Consider the following 24,821-nt stretch of genomic DNA (forward strand, 5'->3'; position numbering starts at 1 on the left):
CGAATGAGAGCAGTGCTCTTGCTTTCTGCGGCGGGCGGGTGCACACTCGAAGTACAAACAGAGAGCAGTGCTCACACTTGAAGGAGAGATCATGAACCAGCTACACGTCGTCACCGGTGCAGGGCCCGTCGGATGGACCGTCGCCGAACAGCTCGCCGAGCGAGGTCACCGCGTCCGAGTGCTCACCCGTTCCGGTTCGGGCCCCGACCACCCGTCGATCGAGAAGCGACGCGTCGACATCGAAACCGACGATCTCCGTGGTCATTTCGAGAACGCGACGGCGATCTACCACTGCACTCACGTCGCGTACGAGGACAAGGTCTGGCGCGCAAAGCTTCCCACCATGGAACGGCGCGTGCTCGACGCAGCTGCCGGCACCGTCGTCGTGTTCCCGGAGAGTCTCTACTCCTACGGTTACATCGACGGCCCGATTCGTGAGGACTCGCCGCGCGTCGCCACCCACCGCAAGCTCGGCGTCCGCACCGAATTGCTCGCCGCCCGCGATGCGCACGCGACACCGACGGTCAGCGTCGCCGCCTCGGATTTCTACGGGCCGCGCGTCCTGTCGGCACACATGGGCGATCGCGTGGTACCGAAAGTATTGTCGCACAGCACTGTTCGAGTGATCGCCGACGCCGATCTGCCACACTCGTTCACGTACGTGCCCGACTTCGCCGTCGCGATGATCGAGGCAGCAGCCACCCCGTCGCCGTGGAACACCTTCTTGCACGCGCCGACCGCCCCCGCCGTCACGCAGCGCCAGATGATCGAGGCCTTCGCGCGGGCAGCACACGCTCCGACACCGAAAGTCGGAACCATCCCGGCGTGGATGATGAAGTCGCTCGGCGTCGTGTCCGATCCGATCAAGGAGCTCGGCGACACGTTGTATCAGTTCGAGCACCCATACGTGCTCGACAGCTCGGCGAGCGAGAAGATGCTCGGGCTACGTCCGACACCGCTGTCCGACGGTGCCGCTGCCACCGTCGCCTGGTGGAAGGACAAGGAGCTGGCACAGGCGTCGTAGGTAACTGGGGCTACAGTCCTGTAAGTGAGCGACGAGACCTTCCTGGCGCGACTGCGCAATTCGCCCGGTGCAGGCAAGCTCACCGCGATCCGCTTCGCAGGGCAGTTCGGCGACGGCCTGTTCCAGGCGGCGCTCAGCGGAGCAATTCTGTTCAACCCCGAACGCGAATCGAATCCGGCGGCCATCGCCGCCGGATTCGCCGTTCTGTTGGTGCCGTACTCGATCATCGGGCCGTTCGCAGGCGCGATGCTCGACCGATGGGATCGGCGCGCAGTAGTGCTGTGGGCGAACGTGCTTCGCATGGTCCTGATCGCCGTCACCGCCACGGTTCTGTTCACCGGGGGCGGCGAGACCGCGCTGCTTCTCCTCGCGTTGACGACCGTCGGCCTCAGTCGGTTCGTTCTGGCCGGTGTGTCCGCGTCCCTGCCGCACGTCGTCCGAACATCGTGGCTCGTGCCGATGAATTCTCTTCTCGCGACCATCGGTTCGGGCTTCGCAGCCGCGGGAGCAGGAGCGGCCGTCGGGATCATCGGGTACATCGGCGCCGGTGACACCGGATCGGGTGTCGCCGTGGCAGTCTCGGCCGTCGGATCGATCGTCGGATCGGTTGCCGCGGCACGTTTTCCGCGCCAATCGCTGGGTCCTGCAACCATTCCCGACGACGGAACATCACGTGCATTCGCGGACATCGCAGCCGGATTGAAGTCCGGTGCCGTCGCGGTATGGAAGTCGCCGACGGTCACCGCCGCGATGATGGGCATCGGCACCCACCGCATCGTGTTCGGCGTCGACACTCTCGTCATGGTGTTGATCCTGCGCGAAGCGACGTCGAGCTCATTGCCCGGCGGGTTGGCCGGCTTCGGCATCGCCGTCGGAGCGACGGCTGCGGGCATGCTGATCGCGGCAGTTCTGACGCCCTTCCTGCTGCCGAAGTTCGGTCGCGTCCGATCGATCATCGGCGCACTCGCACTGGCCGCCGTCGTACAGGTGACATTCATCGACGGGCTCACGCAGACGAGTCTGCTCATCGGCGCGTTCCTGCTCGGCATCGCAGGCCAGACCATCAAGCTCACGGGCGACGCGTCGATGCAGACCGAGATCGACGACGACCATCGCGGGCGCGTGTTCGCATTGCAGGACACCGTCTTCAACATCTTCTTCGTCGCGGCGCTCGCCGTCGCCGCGTTCGTCGTCGGCCCGTCGACGACGGATCTCGCGGGTGAGGCATCCGCACACGCCGTCGTGCTCGGCGGTGGTGTCGTCTATCTGCTGGGATTGGCGGCGGTGGTGATGCGGCTCCGCCGCACGTGAGTGCGAATGTATAGAGGGCTATACATAAACACTCACGAGCGCGAAGCGCTTTTCCACCACGCCAACAACTCTCGCTCCGCTTCCTCGCGGGGGAGCGGCCCCCGATCGAGCCGAAGGTCCTTCAAGAACTTCCACGCCTTGCCGACCTCGGGCCCCGCGGGGATGCCGAGCAGTTCCATGATCGCGTTGCCGTCGAGATCCGGTCGCACACGGGCGAGGTCCTCCTGCGCGGCGATCGCCGCGATTCGCTCTTCGAGGTCGTCGTACGTGGCCTGCAGTGCCGCTGCTCGACGCTTGTTCCTCGTCGTGCTGTCCGCGCGAACGAGCTTGTGCAACTTGGGAAGTAGCTCGCCGGCATCGGTGACGTAGCGCCGCACTGCCGAGTCGGTCCACTGGCCCTTGCCGTAGCCGTGGAAACGCAGGTGCAGGAAGACGAGCTGCGAGACGTCGTCGATCATCCTCTTCGAGTACTTGAGCGCTCGCATACGCTTCTTGACCATCTTGGAGCCGACGACCTCGTGATGATGGAAGCTGACGCCGCCGCCCGGTTCGTGACGTCGGGTGTCGGGCTTGCCGATGTCGTGAAGCAGTGCAGCCCAACGCAATACGAGATCGGGGTCGCCGTCCTCGAGGTCGATGGCCTGCTTCAGCACCGTCAGCGAATGCCAGTAGACGTCCTTGTGCTGGTGATGCTCGTCGATCTCGAGCTTCATCGCGGGCACCTCGGGCAGGACGTAGCCGGCGAGCCCGGTCTCGCACATGACGTCGATTCCCTCGACGGGGTACTCACCGAGGATCAGCTTGTCGAGCTCCACCTGCACACGCTCGGCCGTGATGCGTTCGATCTGGCCGGCCATCTCGGTGATCGCGGCGTGTACGCGAGGCATCAGCGCGAAACCGAGCTGCGAGACGAACCGCGCGCCACGCAGCATGCGGAGTGGGTCGTCACCGAAGGACTTCTCCGGCGACGACGGCGTATCCAGCAGTCCTTCGAGCAACGCGTCCATGCCGCCGAGGGGGTCGACGAACTCCTGGGTGCCGTCGGCGCCGATCCGAACGGCCATCGCGTTGACGGTGAAGTCGCGTCGCACGAGATCTTCCTCGAGGCTCTTCCCGTACTCGACCTCCGGGTTGCGCGAGACCTGGTCGTACGAATCGGTGCGGAACGTCGTGATCTCGATCAGCTGGTCGTTCTTGGCGGCACTGATCGTCCCGAACGCGATCCCGGTGTCCCACTGATTGTCGGCCCAACCGGTCAGCAACTTCTGGACGACCTCGGGTCGTGCGTCCGTGGTGAAGTCGAGGTCTCCGGACAACCGCCCCAGAACCGCGTCGCGAACGCTCCCGCCGACGAGGTACAGATCGTGTCCCTCGGCGGCGAACCGGGCGGCCAGAGGGGTCAAGAGGTCGGACAATCCGGACAGCGTCTCGCGGGCCGACGTCAGCAGGCGCTCGCGGCGGTCCGCGTCCGAACCGGCACCCGAGGGCGCATCGGAGTGTCGGGGGGACGGAGACTGTTCTGCCACGTGGATAGAGCCTAGGCGAGAGGTCGTGCGGCAGGACGGAGAGGGAGCAAAGGAAAGCCGTGGTTTCCCTCTAGTATTGATTGGGTGTCTGCTGGCGAACGTGCGAACAGGAGCCGCCGCAACCCGCGGCGGCGGCCCGCACGTGCCGACGGCGACAAGCCCAAACTCAGAACCGTGCGTGAGACGTCGGCAGGCGGCCTGGTCGTCGACGGTCTCGACGGCCCTCCGTCCCAGCGTTGCGCCGCTCTCATCGGCCGCACCGACCGTCGTGGACGGTTGTTGTGGTCGCTGCCGAAGGGCCATATCGAGCAGGGCGAGACCGCGGAACAGACCGCGATGCGCGAGGTCGCCGAGGAGACCGGCATCCGCGGAGATGTGCTCGCTTCGCTGGGCAGCATCGACTACTGGTTCGTCACCGAGGGCCGTCGCGTCCACAAGACCGTCCACCACTACCTTCTGCGCTTTCTCGGCGGCGAGCTGTCCGACGAGGACGTCGAGGTCACCGAGGTGGCGTGGGTTCCGCTGAGCGAACTGTCGTCGAAGCTCGCGTACGCGGACGAACGTAAACTGGCCGCGATCGCCAGCCAACTGATCGAGGGCATGAGCAACCCGGATCCCGAGACGCCCGTCGGCAGGGAGTGAGAAGTGCGGTTGCCACGGGTCACTGCGGCTGCATTGACCGCAGTCCTCCTTGCGTCGGCGCCCTCGCTGGCTCTGGCGCAGGAGCCGGACGGGTCCGATTCGAGCATCCCGTCGTCGAGCACCGAGGTCACCTATCAGTCCGCCGACAGCGACCTTCCCGAGACGACGCGCGGCAATCAGTTCCTGGAGCTGTCGATCGACACGGTCGCGCCCGGAACCGTGACCACCAGCAGCGAACCGTTCGTGACCGTGCGTGCCACCGTCACGAACACCGGTGACCGACGCGTCGACGACATCAGCGTGCGCATGCAGGGCGCCGACGCCGTCGATCAGCCGTCGGAACTGCGCACGTCCCTGTCGCGCGATCAGGAGCAATACCCGTACGCGGGCGAGTTCCAGACGGTCACCGACAGCCTCGAGCGAGGCGCGAGCACGCAGTTCACCGTCTCGATGCCACTGCGCAGCACGACGAACCCGTCGCTGAACATCGATCGCCCCGGCGTCTACCCGCTGCTGCTCAACGTCAACGGCACCCCGGAGTACGGCGGAACAGCGCGACTCGACGACGCCCGGTTCCTACTGCCCGTCACCGGCGTACCGCGCGACCCGTCGGATCCGACGTCGGTGCCCTTGCCGCCGAGCACGACGGATCCCGTCGCGACGACGATCCTCTGGCCCCTCGCCGACAAACCACGGCTGGCCGCAGGAAACCCGGGGACCATCGAGGACAAGATCAGGCTCGTCGACGACGACCTCGCCGGCGAACTCGCGACGGGCGGCCGGCTCGACGAACTGCTCCAAGCCGTCGAATTCACGACGACCGATCAACTCGATCCGGAGAATCGACTCACCGACAGCATGTGTCTGGCGATCGACCCCGACCTGCTCGTCACCGTCGCCAACATGCAGCGCGGCTATCTGGTCGTCGACGATCCGGCGAACCCGTCCGGCCCCGCGCGCGACGGAACCGGCAGCGACGCCGCCGCAGCGTGGCTGTCCCGCCTGCAGACCCTCGCCGACTCGATGTGCGTCACCGCGGTCCCGTTCGCGCAGGTCGACCTCGACGCGATCGGCAACGTCGGCGACGCCACCCTGGCGGCGAGCGCCCTCGAGTCGCCGTCGGACATCGTCGATTCGATCCTGGGCGTGACGTCGGTGCGCGATGTCGTGTGGAGCGCGTCGGGACAGCTGGGTGCGCCTGCGGCCGCGGCCCTGCGCTCGACCGGCCCGACCACCGCGCTGCTCGCCGACAACAGCATCGCGCCTGCCGCAGCGGGAGGCGTCGCCGCTGTCGCAGGGGGCAGTACCGTCGACGCCCCACTGAACACGACGGTGTTCGACTCGGCGTCGGCCACCGCGCTCGCCGGAGTCGGTGAGGTGCCGTCGACCCCCGATTTCACACCCGAAGACCAGCGCTACGACCTGTCCGGGGATTCCCGCGCCGCCCGACTGCAGGATGCCGTCGGTGCGATGTTCTATCACGCGCTCGAGGAACCCGACGGTTCCCCGCGGGCCGTGACGATCGCCCCGCCGCAGTACTGGACCGCAGGCGGCGACGAGCCGACGACGATTCTGTCGTCCGTGTCGTCGATGCTGCGGTCGGGTCTCGCGACGCCGCGGCCCCTGCCCAGTCTGGTCGCCGAGGCACCGACGGGGATGCCCGTCGAGACCAGGACGGTGCCGCAGGTGGACCGCGACACGAACCTCGAAGACCGCGTGCGCGCGCAGAGTGCGCGCATCGAATCGCTTCGTGCGTCCGTCGTCGAGGATCCGCAGTCGGCCCTGACCCCGCGGCTGTTCACCGCACCGCTGCGTGAGGACCTACTGCGCGCACTCACGACCGCGGGCAGCGACACGGACCCCGAATACGCAGCCGCGATGTCGCGGACCCGGATGGATGCGTCCGAAACGTCGCTGGACCGCATGTTCGGAGCAGTGACGGTCGTCGCACCCGGCGGCGTCTACACGCTGGCATCGGAGCAGAGTCCGCTGCTGCTCGTCGCACGCAACGACCTCCCCGTACCCGTCAACGTGCGGCTGAAGGTCGACGCACCAGCGGAAATGACGATCTCCGACGTCGGCGCAACGGCTCTTCCCGCGCGCGGGAGCCGCACGATCACCGTGCCCGCGCAGGTCGACGACTCCCGCAATCTGTCGGTCGACTTCGCGTTGACGACGCTCGACGGGCAACAATTGGGCGAGGCAACCACTGTGTCCGTACGGTCGAATGCGTACGGACAGGCTCTCGCGATCATCACCGCCTGCGCTGGAATCCTTCTGCTGTTGCTCGCAGGGCGCCGACTGTGGCACAGGTTCAGGGGGCAACCCGACCCGGCCGACGAAGGGTACGAACGACCATGACCGGGAACATCCCGTACGAAGGGGACGTCCCGCGCCCACGGCTGCCCGCAGCACAGGTATTCCGTCGCACGGCACCGCCTCGGCAGGCGCCGTGGGAACGCGAACCCGTCCGTGAGATGCGCAGCTACCCGGCACCGCCGTCGCCCGACGGCGGACCCGCCCCGGACAATTCCGTCACGCAGCTGATCCCGCGGTTCCGGGACGAGGATTTCGCGCCGGTCACGACCGCTCCGGTTCCGGAACCCGAGAAGCCCGAGCCCAAGCCGCAGAAGAGCTTGCTGGCGTCGACGGGATCGATCGCCGTCGCGACGCTCGTCAGCCGCATCACCGGATTCTTCAAGCAGATCGTCATGCTGGCGATCCTCGGCGGCGCGATCGCCAGTTCGTTCACCGCGGCGACGATCCTGCCGAACATGATCTCCGAGCTCGTCCTCGGCGCCGTGCTCACCGCCATCGTCGTTCCGGTCCTGGTCAGGGCCGAGATGGAGGATCCCGACGGCGGTACGTCGTTCATTCGTCGGCTGTTCACCGTCGCGTTCACGATGTTGTTCGTCGTCGCCGTCATCGCCACGATCGGCGCACCGCTCCTGAGCACCATGCTGATCAAGGACGACGCCAAGGTCAGCAACGAGCTGACGACCGCGCTGTCCTATCTACTGTTGCCCGCGATCCTGTTCTACGGCCTGTCCGGCCTGCTCACGGCCGTTCTGAACACGCGTCAGAACTTCCGTCCCGGCGCGTGGGCGCCGGTGTGGAACAACCTGGTGGTCCTGGGCATCTTCTCCCTCTATTTCTTCGTTCCCGGCGAGATCACGCTCGATCCCGTCGAGATGAGTGATCCGCACGTGCTGATCCTCGGTCTCGGAGTCACGGCCGGTGTCGTGACGCAGGTAGCCGCGCTGATTCCGGCACTGAAGCGGGAGAAGGTCGACCTCCGGCCGTTGTGGGGGTTCGACGCCCGCCTCAAGGCGTTCGGTGGGATGGCCGCGGCGATCATCCTGTACGTCGTCATCAGCCAGATCGGACTGATCTACGCGACGAACATCTCGTCTGGTGCCGACGCCTCGGGCCCCGCGATCTACTCGCAGGCCTGGATTCTTCTCCAACTGCCGTACGGCATCCTCGGCGTCACCGTGTTGACGGCCATCATGCCGCGCCTCAGCCGTAACGCAGCCGAGGGCAACGACCCTGCCGTCGTCGACGATCTGTCGGTCGCGACGCGGCTCACGCTCGTCGCGCTCGTTCCGATCGTGGTGTTCCTGACGTTCGCCGGGCCATGGGTGGGCGAGGCACTCTTCGGCTTCGGGAATTTCGCCGACGACGCCCCCCGCCTCGGTGAAGCCGTCAGCTGGTCTGCCTTCACGCTGATTCCGTACGCACTCGTCCTCATCCACCTGCGCGTGTTCTACGCCCGCGAACAGGCCTGGACGCCGACGTGGATCATCCTCGGCATCACCGGCGTCAAGATCGCGCTGTCCGCTCTCGCCCCGGTCATCGCTTCGGACGACGAGCAGGTCGTGCTCTGGCTCGGTGTCGCCAACGGTCTCGGTTTCGTGGTCGGTGCCTGCATCGGTGGCTTCCTGCTGCACCGCAGCCTCGGCGATCTGCGCATGATCAACGTGGGCAAGACCATCTGGATGGTCCTGATGGCGTCCGCCGCCGGTGGAACGGCCATGCTTGCCATCGACCGAGTCGCCGACCTGGGCGGACTCACCGAGCCCCTGGGCATGATCGGCGCGATGCTGCGGGTCGGTATCTGCGCGGTTCTCATGCTCGGCATCACCTTCGGCATCCTGTGGTTCGGCCGCATACCCGAGGTGCTCGCGGTGACCGTCGCTGTCGGACGCGTCGTGCGGAAACTGCGCGGGCGACCCGCCGAGAGCGCGACGAACCCCGTGCCTGCGACGCCCGAAACTACCGATTCGATACCGGTCGTTCGCTCTACCCCTGCAAGGGGCGCTGCGGAGCAGGGACTCCCGTACCCTGGACCCCGGCGGACCGGGCCGCAGACTTCTGCAGGTCAGCCCTACGGGAGCAGACAGGCAGCACAACTCGGGGTAGAAGCGCGCGAAGGAGAGAGAGTGACGGACGACGAAGTGGCTGGGGGGCCGGCCGAGTCCACTGCCGACGGCACGGACCAGAAGACCGGAGGAGTCGAGGTGGACGAGCGCGCGAAGGCCGCATCCACCCAGGCCACACCGACGGCGTCGTCACCCGACAAGAAGAAGACATCCGGCGACGCGGCTGCTCCGGCACCCGACGCCGACAAAACGGCCGAGGTAAAGGCCGTCCCTGCGACCGACGCGTCCACCACGGGCAAGACGGCTTCGGTGGACACAGCTCGAGCGGCACAGGTCGAACCCGAGGACTCGGCGGACGAGAAGGACGCCGACGCGGGCAAGAACGCTACGGAACCGCCTGCCACCGTGCGAGCACCTGCCGTCGAAGGTCGGCCCGAGTCGCAGCCCGAGCCGACGCGTGCGCTGCGCGGACCGAAGCTCATTCCCGGCGCCTCGGTCGCCGGCGGTCGCTACCGTCTGCTCGCCCCGCACGGCGGTGGACGCGGACTGAAGTTCTGGCAGGCGCACGACGTCAAACTCGACCGCGAAGTCGCGCTGACCTTCGTCGACGCCGACCAGCAGGCGACGTCGGTGTCTCCCGACCGGCCCGAGGGCCCGCAGGCGATCCTGTCGCGGACGCTGCGTCTCGGCCGTATCAACTCTCCCGGTCTCGCCCGAGTGCTCGACGTCGTCCGCGGCAGCTCGGGTGGCATCGTCGTCGCCGAATGGACGCCGGGACGCTCACTGCGAGAAATGGCCGACACCGTACCGTCGCCGACGGGAGCAGCACGCGCCATCAAGGCGCTCGCGGCAGCAGCCGAAGCTGCACACCGCAGCGGTGGCGCGCTGTCCATCGATCACCCCGATCGCGTGCGCATCAGCACCAGCGGAAACGCGGTGCTCGCGTTCCCGGCAACGCTCGCCGACGCCGAACCCGCGTCGGACGTGCGCGGACTCGGCGCGATGCTCTACGCGCTCATCACCGCGCGCTGGCCACTGGCCGACGCGTCGGACCGTCCCGGTGCGCCGCCGCGTGCCGTCGGAGGTATGAAGCCCGCCGATCGCGATTCTGGCGGCAATGCCGTCGAGCCGCGTCGTATTCGCTCCGACGTGCCGTTCGAGATCTCGGCCGTCGCGACACGCGCACTCGAGCAGAACAGCGGAATCCGCACGGCTGCGACGGTTCAGCACGTGCTCGACCAGGCGGCCGTCGTCAACGACAAGACCGACCTCATGCCTGCGCTGCGGCTCGGCCAGCGGCCCGCGGGTGCGTCGGGACATTCGTTGGCGGACCCGGAGGAAATCGCGGCTCAGCAACTGCGGTCCAAGCGCACCAACATCGCGTTGGTCGTGCTGGGTGTGCTCACCGTCGTCGTGCTCGGGTTCGCCGGATACTGGTTGTTCACGTTCCTTGCAGGCGGTAGCTCCGACGAGCCGCTGACCGAGCAGGACTTCGGACTGACCACCAGCGTGCCCGCCCCTGCTGCACCGGGCGCTGCCGAAGCGCAGGCACCGGCCGCAGCACCCGTCACGATCGATTCGGTCGAGGTCTTCTCGCCGCAGGGCAGTGCCGACAGCGCTGCCACGGCTCAGAACGCGATCGACGGCGACCCGTCGACCGTGTGGCAGACGGACGCGTACTTCCAGCCGTTCCCGTCGCTGAAGAACGGCGTGGGCCTGCTGGCGACGCTGCCGTCGTCCGAGGTGTTGACCAGTGCATTCGTCAACTCACCGTCTGCTGGAACGGTCGTCGAGATCCGCTCTGCGCCCAGCGACTCGCCCAGCTTGAGCGACACCACCGTGATCGGGCAGGCCACGCTCGGACAGGGCGTCACGGACATTCCGCTCACCGCAACCGAACCCACCGACCACGTGCTGTTGTGGATCACCGGGTTGAGCACCGAGAACGGTCGCAACCAGTCCTCGATCGCCGACTTCGGCTTCACCGGCCGAAGCTGACACTTTCCCCGCAGACGTTCGGTTTCACCTACGCAAAGAGGTGAAATCGAACGTTTCGTACTGTTCGGTCTTCATGGCCTAGGCTCTCCCCAATGCGGTAACACGGGGGGAGCCGTTTTCGTATGGGGATTTTCGGGATCAAGGGGGAAGCCGGGGGGCTTCTCGGGGGCCGATCCGACGTCGAACTGCTGAACGCGCACGTCCAGGGTGACCCCGACGCGTTCGCAGCGCTCGTTCATCGGCACCACGAGCATCTGTGGATGACTGCGCGACGCACCAGCTACACCAACGAGGATGCCGCCGACGCGCTTCAGGAGGCGCTGCTGTCGGCGCACCGCACGGCCGGCTCGTTCCGAGCGGACGCCGCAGTGCGGAGCTGGATGCACAAGATCGTCGTCAATGCGTGTCTGGACCGGATTCGACGGAACCGGTCGCGACCGACCACACCGCTCGCCGACATCGATGTGCAGGAACCGCCCGATGCGCGCGACCGGATGTCCGACGTCGAGACTTCGATCGAGGTTCGCAGCGCCCTCATGTCACTCCCGCCGGAGCAGCGTGCCGCAGTCGTGGCCGTCGACATGGAGGGTTACTCGGTCGCGGACGCCGCTGCGATGCTCGGTGTTCCCACCGGAACCGTCAAGAGTCGCTGCGCGAGAGCGCGTCAGAAGCTGGCGGTGCAGCTGCGGTACTTGCAGGACGACGGGAACCGTTAGTCGACCCACCGCGTCTTACCCTGTGTAGGTACGTCTGCGCCGGGAGAGGAGACCGCAGTGACATCACGCGGTACCGAGCCACTACCCATGGCGCCCTACTCGGTCGAACTGCTCGCCGATCTCCATGCCGGCGTTCTGCCGGAGTCGGTCAGCACCAAGCTTTGGCCGCTCGTGGAAGCCGACGCCGATGCCCGGCGGATCTTGGCGTCGCTCGACGCGGTGTCGGCCCGGCTCCGCGCAGTCGGTGCCGATCTGGACGGTGGAGAGTCGATGCCACCCGACGTGGCCGAACGTATCGACCGGACGCTCGCCGGTGCCGGGAACGCGGGGTCGACAGGATCCTCGCGCGGACTTCCCCGTTCGGTCCGTCCCCTGCTGATCGCTGCGGCTGCGTCGATCGTGATCGCCGTCGCCACAACACTTTTCGTTCGTTCTGCGTCCACCTCGGAGCCCGACGTGGTCGCCCTACCGGGCGAGGAATCGGTCCTGACGCTACAGTCGTCCCTCATCGACGACTCCGTGGTGCAGTCGGTGATGGCCAACCGCGATCCGGTGCAGCTCGTCGAAGCCGGGCTTCTCCCGGATTGCTTGCAAGCCAACGGAATCGATCGCAACAGCGTCGTTCTGGGTGCCGCCGCCGTCGACATCGACGGAAGTGAGGGCACCATGCTCGTCCTCTCCCGTGGCCCCGACGCCGGTCTGACCGTCCTCGCAGTGGGTGCCGGTTGTGGTGTCGACGACCCACAGCCCCTGTTCCGTCGTGACCTGAGCTGAACGTCCCGCGATCCGCGCCTCGACCCGGCTGGGAACAACACCCTCTACCCTGGTGTTGTCATATCCGTCGGCGGCACGGCCCACCGGCTCAGCACTGAACGACTATCGGAAGGCCCGCATGACTACGCCCAAGGTTCACGATCTCATCATCGTCGGCTCGGGACCGGCCGGGTACACCGCTGGTGTGTACGCCGCCAGGGCCGAGTTGGAGCCGATCCTGTTCGAGGGCACACAGTTCGGCGGAGCTTTGATGACCACCACCGAGGTCGAGAACTTCCCCGGATTCCGCGACGGCATCATGGGCCCTGATCTGATGGAGCAGATGCGCGAGCAGGCCAAGAGGTTCGGCGCGGACATCCGCACCGAGGACGTCGAGGAATTGGACGTCACCGGCGAGATCAAGACCATTTCCGCCGGTGGTGAGACCTACCGAGCGCGCGCCGTCATCCTTGCGATGGGTGCAGCGGCTCGCTACCTCAGCATCCCCGGCGAGGAGAAGCTTCTCGGACGAGGCGTCAGTGCGTGTGCGACGTGTGACGGCTTCTTCTTCCGCGACCAGGACATCGCGGTCATCGGCGGCGGAGACTCGGCAATGGAGGAAGCGACGTTCCTGACGCGTTTCGCGCGCAGTGTCACCATCGTGCACCGCCGCAGCGAATTCCGAGCATCCCGCATCATGCTCGAGCGTGCGAAGAAGAACGAGAAGATTCGTTTCGTCACCGACACCAACGTCCTGGAGGTTCTCGGAGACACGTCGGTGACCGGTCTCACGCTCGAGAACGCGCTCACCGGCGAGAAGTCGACGCTCGACGTCACGGGGATGTTCGTCGCGATCGGTCACGACCCGCGCAGCGAACTGGTCAAGGGCCAGGTCGAGCTGGACGACGCCGGCTACGTCAAGGTTGCGTCGCCGACCTCCGCCACGTCCGTCGAAGGCGTCTTCGCGGCAGGCGACCTGGTGGATCACGTCTACCAGCAGGCCATCACGGCCGCAGGCACAGGCTGCACCGCCTCGATCGACGCCGAGCGGTGGCTCGCCGAGCAAGGTGACATCACCAGCAACACGCTCGAGCACGCCGACCAGCCTGTCGACGCTGTCAACGCCTGACCCAACGAAAACCCACGTTCGACCAACCGAGGAGACACCCGAGATGTCCGATGACAAGAAGACCGTCACCATCACCGACGCATCGTTCGTCGATGACGTCCTGACCAGCGAAAAGCCCGTCCTCGTCGATTTCTGGGCTACCTGGTGCGGTCCCTGCAAGATGGTTGCACCGGTCCTCGAAGAGATTGCTGCCGAGCACTCCGACAAGCTCACGATCGCGAAACTGGACATCGACGCCAACCCGCAGGCCGCTCGTGACTTCAAGGTCATGTCGATTCCCACGATGATCCTGTTCCAGGGCGGAAAGCCCGTGAAGCAGATCGTGGGCGCGAAGGGCAAGGCCGCCCTGCTCAAGGACCTCGACGCGGTGTTGTGACCCGTCGCCGAACGGCCTGGATTGCAGTTCGGCGAACACTTTCTGCGACAATCATTCGATGTGCCGACGCGTTCGTCGGCACATCGGCTACTGAATGAGGCATCGTGCCCTCCGGACGTCCCTCGAGATGTCGTCCGGAGGCGGATACTGTCTCCACGGCAGTCGACCTAATTTCGACGAGAGGTAATCAGGTATGCACCGACTCAGTCGCGGCGATTCAGGACCCGCCGTTGCGGAGGTACGGAGCACTCTCGTCTCCCTGGGATTTCTGCACGAGGACGCGGCGGCGCACTCGTCGGACCCGTTGCACTGGACCGCACCGGTGTCGGAGTTCGACGATGCGCTCGACAGCGCCGTCCGCGCGTTTCAGCAGCATCGCGGCCTCCTGGTCGACGGCGTCGTCGGACCGGCCACCTATCGCTTCCTGAAGGAGGCGTCGTACCGGCTCGGCGCCCGCACCCTCATCTATCAGCTGTCCGCCCCGCTGTACGGCGACGACGTCGCGACTCTGCAGACCCGGCTTCAAGACCTCGGTTTCTACAGCGAACGGGTCGACGGCTACTTCGGTCCCAAGACGCACGACGGGCTCTCGTCGTTCCAGCGTGAGATCGGCCTGTCGCCCGACGGCATCTGTGGCCCGGCGACCCTGCGGTCGCTCGACTTGCTGGGTGCTCGCGTCACCGGCGGATCACCACATGCGATCAGCGAAGAAGAACTGGTCCGGCAGTCCGGTCCGCAACTGACCGGCAAACGTATCGTCATCGATCCCGATCTGGGAGGCGCGGACACCGGACTGATCGTCGACGGCATGTTCGGTCGTATCAGCGAGGCCGAGATCCTGTGGGACGTCGCCAGTCGACTCGAAGGCCGTATGGCCGCAACGGGAATGGAAACCTTCCTCTCCCGTGCTCGCGGAACCAACCCCACAGTCGCCGAACGCGCCGAGACCTCGAACGCATTCAACGCCGATCTGATGATCTCGCTGAGATGTGCCTCGAGCTCCAGCCCTGCAGCCAACGGCGTCGCCAGCTTCCACTTCGGCAATTCGCACGGATCGACCTCGCTCATCGGGCAGGTGTTGACCGGTTACATCCAGCGTGAAATCGTTGCTCGCACACCACTTCTCGACTGCCGTAGCCACGGACGTACGTGGGATCTGTTGCGACTCACCAACATGCCGACGGTTCAGGTCGACATCGGATACCTCACCAACGCATCCGACGTCGAAGTACTCAGCGATCCTCGATCGCGTGACATCATCGCCGAAGCCATTCTCATCGCCGTGAAGCGTCTGTATCTGCTCGGGCAGGACGATCAGCCCACCGGCACATTCACTTTCGCCGAGTTGTTGGCCGAGGAGTTGGCTGCCGCCGAACGAGGCTGAGCACGATATAGACCGAGGGGCCGCAGGATTCACTCCTGCGGCCCCTCGGTCGTTCACGGGTTCCTATCCGACGCCGACCGGATCCTTGTGTTCGATATCGACCATCGTGAGGCTGGCCGCGAGCAGCAACCGCTCGAGGGCGCTCTCGACGTCCTGCTTCCACCCGTGATCGCGATCCAGCTCGAGCCGAAGCCGCGGATAACGATGATGAGGCGCGACGACGTCGAAGCCCATCTTCTCGAGGAAATCTGCGTCGATCATGCACACGGTGTCCGAACATGTCAGCTGCGATGTGGCCGTCGGTCCGGTCTTCGCATCGTCAGCAGTCTTGCGTATTCCGAACGCCTCGAGTGCGCGCACGCCTCGATTGACGAGGTCGGCAACGACGGCTTGCATCAGCGCGGCCGAGTGGTCCTCACGATCGACCTCGGACTCGACCCGAAGCGTCGTCAGCAAAACCGCATCGGCGCTGACGGGTGAGGTCGGGAACGCCGAAGCGCGGGGGACCACTCCGGGCGGGGCGTACAACGCACAACCGATGCTCTCTCCTCCGGTCGACAGCATCTGACCGCACGACCCCCACTCGAGCATGATCATCGACAGCCACGCTTCGTTCTCGAACTCGAGGTCGAGTGAGTCGGAACTGGGTGCGTCGACTCCTGGATCGAGCACCCAGAAGCGACACCGGCGAGTGTGCGCCGGTAGTTGATCGAACGAGTCGAGCGTGACCCCCGTGACGAACGACGACACTGCTTACCTCAGCCTCCAAGCACTGAATCCAGGCAATCGTGAGCGTCCGTTGCCGTTTACCCTCGTCAAGAATATGCGATCGCTCCGATTGCGACCGTCGTGGATCATGGAGGATCGGAAAGGTCTGTGCAACAACACTTTTCGATCCTCCTTCGTCGCTCGACGACCTTTGTGGTCCTACCTTCGTCACAGTGACGTAAGTAGCCGGTACGTCTGCACCTGAAAATTCGGAGCTATTTTCCCTTCTGATTTTCCATCATGTCGACGATGCGCTGGAGATCGTCGACCGAGCCGAATTCGACGACGATCTTGCCCTTTCGCTTCCCGAGACTGACGGTGACGCGGGTATCGAACGAATCCGACAGCCGATCCGCCACATCCTGAAGCCCAGGCATCTGGATCGGCTTGCGCCGCGGCGCCGGGGATGGCGAACCATCGTCGTTTCGGTTGGCCAACGTGACCGCTTCTTCGGTCGCGCGCACCGACAGACCCTCGGCGACGATGCGTGCTGCCAACGCTTCCTGCGCGTCGGAGCCAGCGTCCAACGACAGGAGAGCACGGGCGTGCCCGGCAGACAGAACTCCCGCGGCGACGCGACGCTGCACCGGAATCGGCAGCTTCAGCAGACGAATCATGTTGGTGACGACGGGCCGTGATCGACCGATCTTCGCTGCCAGCTCTTCGTGTGTAACCTCGAACTCTTCGAGGAGCTGTTGGTACGCAGCCGCCTCCTCGAGGGGGTTCAGCTGCACGCGGTGAATGTTCTCGAGCAGTGCGTCTCGAAGCATCGCGTCGTCGGTGGTTTCCCTGACGATCGCGGGAATCGACTCGAGGCCGGCTTCCTGGCTCGCGCGCCACCGACGTTCACCCATGACGAGTTCGTACTTGTCGTCACCGAGGGCGCGCACGACGATCGGCTGCATCAACCCGAATTCACGGATCGAGTGCACGAGTTCTGCGAGTGCTTCTTCGTCGAAGACCGATCTCGGCTGCTTCGGGTTCGGACGAATCTGCGACGGTGCGATCTCGCGGTAGACGGCGCCGGCCGGCTCCAGATCCTCGTCCGTGTTCCGCACCGGGGGAGTGGGGGTCGGCGCAGACGCCGTCTTCTCTTTCTCGACCTTCGCGACACCGGGCTTCTCGACGTCGGCGGCAGTTCGTTCCTTACCGATGATGACGTCTGCAGCCGCGTTGCCGAGGCGAGGTCCGGCCTCCGGACCTGTAGGGATCAGTGCCGCAAGTCCGCGACCCAGCCCACCTTTTCGTGCCTGACTCATATCTCTAGCGCTCCTGCGTTCCATCCGTTGCCGCGACCGCCGATCGGGCTGCCAACTCTCTGCCTGCGTCCAAGTAGCTCATTGCTCCACGGGAGCCCGGGTCGTAGTCGAGGACCGTCATACCGTACCCGGGCGCCTCGGATACCTTGACGCTTCGTGGAATGACAGCTCGCAGTACCGCGTCGCCGAAGTGCTTTCGCACTTCTTCGGCAACCTGATCGGCAAGCTTCGTGCGGCCGTCGTACATGGTGAGAATGACGGTCGACACGTGCAGCACCGGGTTGAGGTGCGCCTGCACGAGCTCGATGTTGCGCAGAAGCTGACCGACGCCCTCGAGCGCGTAGTACTCACACTGGATGGGGATCAGCACCTCGGTCGCCGCCACCAATGCGTTGACGGTGAGCAAGCCGAGCGACGGCGGGCAGTCGATCAAGATGAAATCGGCGTCGACCTCTTCGAGATCGGCAAGCGCGGTCTTCAAGCGACCTTCACGAGCCACCATGGACACGAGTTCGATCTCGGCACCGGCCAGGTCGATGGTCGCCGGAATGCAGTACAGACGATCGCTGTTCGGGCTCTTCTGAATCGCCTCGCGGGCAGTGACCTCACCGAGGAGAACTTCGTAGCTCGACGGCACACCCGAGTGATGCTCGACGCCCAGAGCGGTACTGGCGTTGCCCTGCGGGTCGAGATCGACCACGAGCACCGTCAGTCCCTGGACCGCGAGCGCAGCGGCGAGGTTGACCGCAGTCGTGGTCTTCCCGACGCCACCCTTCTGATTGGCGATGGTGAGCATGCGGCGCTGCGCTGGCTTGGGAAGCGTCACGCTGCCAGGGTGGAGTACCTGGCTGGCGCGATGCGCGGCCGCACCGATGGGAGTGTCGTCGGGGGAGATACTGCTGTAAGCGCCGAAGTCCGAACCGGCTGACGACGGACGATCGACTCGCGGCGTCTTGCTGCCGTTCTCGGACTGTGTTTCACGTGAAACAGCTGGATCAGATCCACCCGACATATGTGCTCCTTAGTGCGGAACTGGATTGGTGCAGAACTAGTGACAACTCGGAAGACGTCATGAACGTTGAAAGCGTCGTGGAACCCGTTCAGCGCGAACGACGATGGTGGGCGTCGGTACGACGCCGACGCCGCACTGCACGACCTCTAGCTTGCCAGCACCCATACGGGCAAGGGAAGTCCGATCACGTTCGATCTCCTCCTCAGCACTGCTGCCCTTCAACGCGAGCATCCGCCCGCCCTCGTGGATCAGCGGAAGGGACCACTTCGCGAGCTTCTCCAGCGGAGCGACGGCCCGAGACGTCACGACGTCGGCGCCGCCGGCTTCCTTCTTCACACCGGGTTGTTCCGCTCGTCCTCGGACGACCAGAACGTTGAGATCGTTCTCCTCGATGAACTCCGCCAGATACACGGTCCGGCGGAGGAGTGGCTCGACGAGCGTGACGTGTAGATCGGGCCGAGCGATCGCGAGTGGGATTCCGGGCAAGCCTGCACCACTACCGACATCGACGACTCGCTCGCCCTCGTCGATCAGCTCGGCTACGACGGCGCAATTCAAGATGTGCCGCTCCCACAACCGGGGGACCTCACGGGGTCCGATGAGTCCGCGCTCGACGCCATCGGTTGCCAGAGACTCGTGATACTTCTTCGCGAGATCGAAGCGAGGGCCGAATATGCGCTCTGCAGTTGCCATCACATGGTCGTCATTCAACGCCTCAGAGTCCACTGAATCATCCTCCCGCGTCGGGCCTCACTTCGCCAAACTATCCGACGCATCCGACACGTTTCTCTTCGTTCTCTCGATCACAATCCAGTATTGCCGAGTTCCAAGTCCGGGTTTCACGTGAAACGTCGGGCGCGGGTTTCACGTGAAACTCTGTCCTCTGAGCCCGTCGAAACGAATGATCTCGCGGACGTCGGTTTCGACCGCAACGCTCGTGGGGGCCTCGTCCGAGCAACACAGCCGCACACATCACGGATCGGACGGCAACGACGATCGCCGACAGACCACCCGCCGTACTTACACCTTCGGATCGGCGCGGGGATTGCGAAATTGACGAGCGGACCACACGAGCCGAGAGCAGCTGTTGGTTGCGTGAATCTGTGTGCGGGACCGGCGGGCTTGAACCGAGCCCATTCCAAAGACGGTGGTTACCCGATCCGTCGTTCACGGGATGCCCGGCGCCGAGCACTGCCCCTTGGCACGACGATGTCCCCTGGGGGAGGGGAGACCCAAATGCTGTGCTGTAGTTCAACACGTTCGGTAACGCCCGGGCTGCGCCCGCGGTCCTCATGTGTCGACGCAGGATGCGGCCCGGGTCAGGTCGGGTGCGCCGTCGCAAGCACTTCTCGCGAGCCGACGCTTCACGTGAAACCACACGCTCACGCTCATATCGAACAGGAGACCGGGCGCTACTGATATAGCGGCTCGTGCCGAAGGTCGGTCACAGCAGTCGACTCGGACGAGCCGACAATCGGCATGACGTCGGACATTCATTGCCACAACCAAGTTCGGCGGAGGACGACTCCACCCTCGTGGCCAGATCTGAACAATCGCCGATCAGCTAGATCGACGACTGACCAACAAAGCCGGGGGCGCATTCCTTTAGAGCAGATCGCGTCGTGAGTGCTTCTTCATATGTTCGCTGATTCACGTGAAACAGTAGGCCGAAGCCACTCTTCATTCAGGGCTCGGCCTGATGACCGGGCAGACGTCGACTCACGTTCCAGCGGGCTGGCCCAGCGCGTCCACCTGACCCGTGGTCGCCAACCCGCGCCATTGGTCAACGTCGCATCTACCGGCGCCGATTGAGCTGCGATCGATGCAAGGCCCGGATTTGGCTTCACGATGTACTGCGAGATCTCCGATCGAGGTAGACGGGTTCGTGGCGGACCGATTGGACCACCCATGGCCCACGTACCTGGTGGAGCTTCGAGAATCGGAACCATGCGATGCCTTCACGTGGGTGCTCCTTCTCGAGGCTTCCTCTCGCGATGCGTTGGCCGGCGACCACAGCTATGGCCTGCCGTCAGTACTCGCGTGGCCTGTGCGTCGGTTCGCTGCGCACCCACCCGGACCCGTCGCGCGAGGGTGGTGCCAGATACGGACGGCAGCCTGCCGCGGTCCTCGTGCGCACTCGAAGTCATGATGCGGCTTCCGGACGACATTTGCGTTCCGACAGAACCCCGTCGACCCCCCCGGAATCCGCACCGCGATAGTCGCGCGCCTCTATCTGTTTTCCGGCAGACCGGTCGGTGCGCGGAGCAAAGCCTCTTCTGTTTCACGTGAAACGGGATGCGGCTGCGCCATCGCTACGCGAACCGACCACCGCCCTGAACCGAGCACCGCCGAGCGCGACACTTGGATCGCTCCGCAGGCCACCTTGCGTCGGCCATCGATTCACGTAAGCAAATCGAACCGTGCACCGCGGCTACTGCCATCCACCGCACTTACACGACAGCTTGCGCCTACCTCCATCACGCGAATACCGGAATCGGAGCCCGTTCGGAGTTGACCACCTTCGCCGGCACCCGCAACGGCAGGGGAGGGGAGGACGGAACCACGGTTGAGAGTTCGCCCTCGTTCGGACACCGCCCCACCCGACCACAACGCATCCACGCCCAGTCAGCTCGAGGCGTTGTTCCGGCTATGTCGTTCACACACGTAGAGACAACACCGTCGTCTCAACTCGAGATTCTGCGACCACTCCAGTAGCTCGTTCATCGGCGAGGACTGACCCCACCGACGCTCGGCTTCGCGACACCATCTCTGTACACACACATCTGAGACCCCGGTGTGTGCATAGACGCATCCGCCGGCGAAGTGAGGAAGACGTGTCACGATATTGCCCGCACATGTAGCCCGCTCGATCGAGAGTGCCAACCACGAAGCGCCAACGAGCTACCGCTGCGACACACCCGCGCTTACTGGACGCGGTTTCACGTGAAACCGAAGGACCTCAGCCCACGAGATTTGGCATCCACCTCCACGCGCAGAAATCGCGTCTCACCCCCGAATTCTTACGACCCAGAGCCTAGGCGCGCATCGTCACTGTGACGTTTTGTCGGAACGCACGTTTCACGTGAAACGAGGGCATGATCGAACTACATGCATGCAATTCCACCGCACGATTCCGAACGACAGCGGAGCGGAATGCGGTTCGCACCGTGTGGACGCCGATAGGCATCGCATCAGCGAGTGGCATCGAAACCCGGAAACGACGAAGGCCCCCAACCGGAGTTGGGGGCCTTCGAGGTGTCGGTGTGATCGTCAGGCTTTGACGACCACCACTCGCCGCGACGGTTCGACGCCGGTGCTCTCACTCTCGACGCCGTCGATCTTGGCGACCGCGTCGTGCACGATCTTGCGCTCGAACGGTGTCATCGGGGCGAGTTCCTCGCGCTCGCCGCTTTCGAGCACGCGGCGCGCAGCCTCCACACCCAAGGTGCTCAGCTCGCTCCGACGCCCAGCGCGCCAGCCGGCGACGTCGAGCATCAGCTTGCTGCGCTCACCGGTCGACTGCTGAACCGCGAGGCGCGTCAGCTCCTGCAGCGCGTCGAGCACCTCGCCCTTCCGTCCGACGAGCTTGCTCAGATCGTTGCCGCCGTCGATGCTGACGATCGCCCGGTCGCCCTCGACATCCAGGTCGATGTCACCGTCGAAGTCGAGAACATCGAGAAGCTGCTCGAGGTAGTCGCCGGCGATCTCGCCCTCTTCGACCAAGTAGTCCTCGGCATCCTCGTCGTCATCGATCGCGTCGTCGATCGTCTCGTCGACGGCAGCCTTCTTCACGGCCTCGTCTTCGACTGTCTTGTCGGCTTCGACTGCCACGACCTCACCAGCTCCGTCCCCAGCGTTCACTGCGTTGTCCGTACTCGTTGTTTCTTCGGTATCTGCAGGCATCTTCGTCCCTTGTCGTCGATCGAGCCGCTCAGCGCCGCTTGCGCTTGGGCCTGTTGCGGTTCGGCTGAGGGCGCTGTCCCTTGGCACGCGCTGCCCCGTTTCCACCTGCCGGGGGAGTGCTGTCCGACGGATTCGCTTCGACGTCGGACGTTCCATCCTGCTCGGCTGCGTCCACGACTGGAGGAGGCGTCATCTTCGACAGCTTGGGCCTGGCACCGGGCTTCGGCTTGGTGACCGGCTTGACGCCTGGCTTCGGCGCGTTTTCGGTGCGCTTCTCGAGGGCAAGCTTCTTCTTCTCTTCTTCCTCACGGTCGATCTTGCCGAACACGAGGTGCTGCTGGCCGTAGGTCCACAGGTTGTTCGACACCCAGTAGAGCAGGATGGCGATGGGCAGGAACGCACCGAAGACAAGAACACCGAGCGGGAAGACGTACAACGCAAGCTTGTTCATGATCGCGGACTGCGGATTGGCCGCTGCGGCCTCACTCTGGCGAGCGACGGATGCACGCGAGTTCAGGTGCGTGGCCACAGCCGCGATGACCATGAGCGGAACCGACACCGCGACGATCGTCCACACCGACGGGACGCCGAGGCCCAGTTCGGGGTTCGCGAACGCCTCGAGCTGCGCCTTCGGCATCGTGATCCACGCCGAGATCGGTGCGCCGAACAGACGGGCGTCGAGGAACGAGTTCACGTCCTCCACGTTGAAGGCGTAGTTCGGCAGGGTGCGGTTGACTGCCGGATCCAGACCGAGCTGACCGACGCCGGTACCCGTTCGGTTGAACGAACGAAGCACATGGAACAGGCCGATGAACACCGGAGCCTGGGCCAGGACCGGGAGGCAACCCATGATCGGGTTGAATCCGTGTTCCTTCTGCAGCTTCTGCATCTCGACGGCCATGCGCTGCTTGTCTTTGCCGTACTTCTTCTGCAGGGCTTTGATCTGCGGCTGCAGCTCTTGCATCTGACGCGTCGTACGTACCTGCTTGACGAAGGGCTTGTACAGAATCAGTCGCAGAGTGAACACCAGGAACATCACGGACAGCGCCCACGCGAATCCGTTGTCGGCACCCAGAACGGCACCGAATACCTTGTGCCACACCCAGAGAATCCAGGAGACCGGGTAATAAATGAAGTCGAGCACGGCTCTATGTACTCCTCTGTTCGTCCACTCTCACGAGATCGTGGCTTTCTTCGGTCGAAGTCTGTTCGGTTGTCGCCGGCGAGGCGCGACGCCATGAGCCGCGTTCGGGAACCGGGTCCCACCCTCCAGGGTGCCAGGGTGCACATTTCAGCAACCGGACAACGGACAACAGAGAGCCTTTGATCGCACCGTGGGTTCTCAACGCGTCGACTGCGTACTCACTGCACGTAGGGGAAAAACGGCAGGTGGGCAGCCTCAGCGGAGACACATAGGTGCGGTACAGCTCGATACAGAAGATCAGCGCCCGCGCGGGAAGCGAGCGGACGGCGCGAAGCAGCGTCATGAGCGCGCGTCTTTCGCCGGGTCGATGTACCCCAGCTTCCTCAAGCCCGAACGAACTTGGCGCTGTAGGTCCCTCGAGGACATATCGGCTGCGCCCGGAAGAGCTCGAATGACGACGTCGCTGGTGGCGGGCACCTCGAGCATCACCTCGGCGCAGATATGCCGAAGCCGGCGTGCAACTCGATGACGAGTTACCGCCGGCCCGACAGCTTTACTGACGATCAATCCGAACCTCGAAGCACCGGGGCTGACGACAGTGTTCTCGTCGTCACGCGCGAACGCGTGAACGACCAGGTCTTGTCTACCCATGCGGCGGCCTCGACGCATCACACGTGAGAAATCAGCGCTGCGATGCAATCTGTGCGGCTCAGGCAACACCCCGAGCTCCGTACGTTCGGACGAACAATGAATTAAGCGGTGAGTTCCTTGCGGCCCTTACCACGGCGTGCAGAGACGATTGCACGACCTGCACGCGTACGCATACGAAGACGAAAGCCATGAACACGCGCGCGGCGTCGGTTGTTCGGCTGGAACGTCCGCTTGCCCTTGGCCACGGTGAACACTCCTCGAAAATCATTGACGCCCGAAGGCGTCGGCAACGGTGGTAACGAGTTCGGTCGAACTCCAATTACATCCCCGAGCGAGAAATCCGAGTAACCACAGACTGTATGCAGCCAGCAAGCATCGGCCACCTCGCCTTGGGTGACTGTTCGAGAGTACTGATCGACTTGGCGGTGGTCAAACTCGTCGAATGTACGCCCTCGGGACTACATCCGTGTAATTCATCCACACCCATGGGGAGAACGGTGTGTGTATAACCGCATTCGGACGCGTGTCCTCCGTTACTCACAGGGCAAGCCCATAACTCGAGTCTGCCGGTTTCACCTAAAGCAGCAGGTCAAGGCCGGAGAACCGCACGGATACGGTCGCCGGGCCCCTGTCAGGGTGACAACGATGTCGTTAATCCACACCTGTGGATAATTGTGTGGAAACACGGGCCAGATGGCATATTCGTATCCGGCACGTGTGCACTGCTCGACTGTGAATCCCCCGAAGAACGTCGCTGAGAGGGGACGATAGCCGAATTCGGCGTGACGCGGGTGGGAAAAGATCATCGGATTCAGCCGGTTGACAGCACTGTTCGAATGGGAG

The 24,821-nt window shown here is 64.7% G+C and carries 20 protein-coding genes; 10 read left to right on the forward strand and 10 right to left on the reverse strand.

What is annotated here, in order from left to right; translation table 11 throughout:
• The first annotated feature begins 91 nt into the window (after positions 1-91).
• Together DK926_RS08565 and DK926_RS08570 are read left to right on the forward strand one after the other, a co-directional pair.
• Positions 92-1,024, forward strand: coding sequence for an NAD-dependent epimerase/dehydratase family protein (locus DK926_RS08565; RefSeq protein ID WP_114330120.1), 933 nt, complete (start codon positions 92-94; stop codon positions 1,022-1,024).
• Positions 1,025-1,048: 24 nt separating this feature from the next.
• On the forward strand, positions 1,049-2,335 hold the full coding sequence (locus tag DK926_RS08570) for a hypothetical protein (protein ID WP_114330056.1): 1,287 nt from the start codon (positions 1,049-1,051) through the stop codon (positions 2,333-2,335).
• A 32-nt stretch (positions 2,336-2,367) separates the two neighbouring features.
• On the opposite strand, the gene DK926_RS08575 is transcribed toward DK926_RS08570, so the two are convergent.
• On the reverse strand, positions 2,368-3,861 hold the full coding sequence (locus DK926_RS08575; RefSeq protein WP_114330057.1) for a CCA tRNA nucleotidyltransferase: 1,494 nt from the start codon (positions 3,859-3,861) through the stop codon (positions 2,368-2,370).
• An 84-nt stretch (positions 3,862-3,945) separates the two neighbouring features.
• Here DK926_RS08575 and DK926_RS08580 point away from each other — a divergent pair, with 84 nt between their 5' ends.
• From DK926_RS08580 to DK926_RS08615, 8 genes are all read left to right on the forward strand, one after another.
• Entirely contained in the window at positions 3,946-4,503 is a 558-nt protein-coding gene (locus DK926_RS08580) for an NUDIX hydrolase (protein WP_068429610.1), read from the forward strand.
• A 3-nt stretch (positions 4,504-4,506) separates the two neighbouring features.
• Positions 4,507-6,864 (forward strand): DUF6049 family protein, encoded by a 2,358-nt coding sequence (locus DK926_RS08585; protein ID WP_114330058.1) that lies wholly within the window; start codon positions 4,507-4,509, stop codon positions 6,862-6,864.
• A complete protein-coding gene (locus DK926_RS08590; RefSeq protein ID WP_243636719.1) occupies positions 6,861-10,883 on the forward strand; it encodes a lipid II flippase MurJ in 4,023 nt (1,340 codons plus the stop codon). The genes DK926_RS08585 and DK926_RS08590 overlap by 4 nt, the downstream gene beginning before the upstream one ends.
• 122 nt (positions 10,884-11,005) lie before the next feature.
• Entirely contained in the window at positions 11,006-11,599 is a 594-nt protein-coding gene (gene sigM / locus DK926_RS08595; protein WP_114330059.1) for an RNA polymerase sigma factor SigM, read from the forward strand.
• Between the two features lie 57 nt (positions 11,600-11,656).
• Positions 11,657-12,373, forward strand: a complete 717-nt coding sequence (locus DK926_RS08600) for a hypothetical protein (RefSeq protein WP_125833391.1) — start codon at positions 11,657-11,659, stop codon at positions 12,371-12,373.
• A gap of 118 nt (positions 12,374-12,491) precedes the next feature.
• On the forward strand, positions 12,492-13,481 hold the full coding sequence (gene trxB, locus DK926_RS08605) for a thioredoxin-disulfide reductase (RefSeq protein WP_068430045.1): 990 nt from the start codon (positions 12,492-12,494) through the stop codon (positions 13,479-13,481).
• Positions 13,482-13,524: 43 nt separating this feature from the next.
• On the forward strand, positions 13,525-13,857 hold the full coding sequence (trxA, locus tag DK926_RS08610) for a thioredoxin (protein WP_068429619.1): 333 nt from the start codon (positions 13,525-13,527) through the stop codon (positions 13,855-13,857).
• 193 nt (positions 13,858-14,050) lie between these two features.
• Complete coding sequence (locus tag DK926_RS08615) at positions 14,051-15,241, forward strand: N-acetylmuramoyl-L-alanine amidase (protein WP_114330061.1); 1,191 nt, start codon at positions 14,051-14,053, stop codon at positions 15,239-15,241.
• Between the two features lie 63 nt (positions 15,242-15,304).
• Here the strand turns inward: DK926_RS08615 and DK926_RS08620 are convergent, their stop codons facing one another.
• The 9 genes from DK926_RS08620 to rpmH form a co-directional block, all read right to left on the reverse strand.
• Entirely contained in the window at positions 15,305-15,991 is a 687-nt protein-coding gene (locus tag DK926_RS08620; protein WP_114330062.1) for a GNAT family N-acetyltransferase, read from the reverse strand.
• 233 nt (positions 15,992-16,224) lie between these two features.
• On the reverse strand, positions 16,225-17,268 hold the full coding sequence (locus tag DK926_RS08625) for a ParB/RepB/Spo0J family partition protein (RefSeq protein ID WP_114330063.1): 1,044 nt from the start codon (positions 17,266-17,268) through the stop codon (positions 16,225-16,227).
• Between the two features lie 4 nt (positions 17,269-17,272).
• Positions 17,273-18,280, reverse strand: a complete 1,008-nt coding sequence (locus DK926_RS08630) for a ParA family protein (protein ID WP_068429630.1) — start codon at positions 18,278-18,280, stop codon at positions 17,273-17,275.
• A 57-nt stretch (positions 18,281-18,337) separates the two neighbouring features.
• Positions 18,338-18,973 carry a 16S rRNA (guanine(527)-N(7))-methyltransferase RsmG gene (gene rsmG, locus DK926_RS08635; RefSeq protein WP_068430053.1) on the reverse strand — a complete coding sequence of 212 codons (636 nt, stop codon included), beginning with the start codon at positions 18,971-18,973 and terminating at the stop codon, positions 18,338-18,340.
• 2,577 nt (positions 18,974-21,550) lie between these two features.
• Positions 21,551-22,111, reverse strand: a complete 561-nt coding sequence (locus tag DK926_RS08640) for a R3H domain-containing nucleic acid-binding protein (RefSeq protein WP_068430056.1) — start codon at positions 22,109-22,111, stop codon at positions 21,551-21,553.
• 100 nt (positions 22,112-22,211) lie between these two features.
• Positions 22,212-23,327, reverse strand: coding sequence for a membrane protein insertase YidC (gene yidC / locus DK926_RS08645; RefSeq protein WP_114330064.1), 1,116 nt, complete (start codon positions 23,325-23,327; stop codon positions 22,212-22,214).
• Positions 23,328-23,331: 4 nt separating this feature from the next.
• Positions 23,332-23,670 (reverse strand): membrane protein insertion efficiency factor YidD, encoded by a 339-nt coding sequence (gene yidD, locus DK926_RS08650; RefSeq protein ID WP_084423906.1) that lies wholly within the window; start codon positions 23,668-23,670, stop codon positions 23,332-23,334.
• Entirely contained in the window at positions 23,667-24,047 is a 381-nt protein-coding gene (gene rnpA / locus DK926_RS08655; protein ID WP_114330065.1) for a ribonuclease P protein component, read from the reverse strand. Before rnpA ends, yidD begins: the two co-directional genes overlap by 4 nt.
• Before the next feature lie 32 nt (positions 24,048-24,079).
• Positions 24,080-24,223 (reverse strand): 50S ribosomal protein L34, encoded by a 144-nt coding sequence (gene rpmH / locus DK926_RS08660; protein WP_026347786.1) that lies wholly within the window; start codon positions 24,221-24,223, stop codon positions 24,080-24,082.
• Positions 24,224-24,821 lie beyond the last annotated feature (598 nt).

This window comes from Rhodococcus sp. Eu-32 (assembly GCF_003336925.1).
Taxonomy (GTDB): Bacteria; Actinomycetota; Actinomycetes; order Mycobacteriales; family Mycobacteriaceae; genus Rhodococcoides; species Rhodococcoides kyotonensis_B.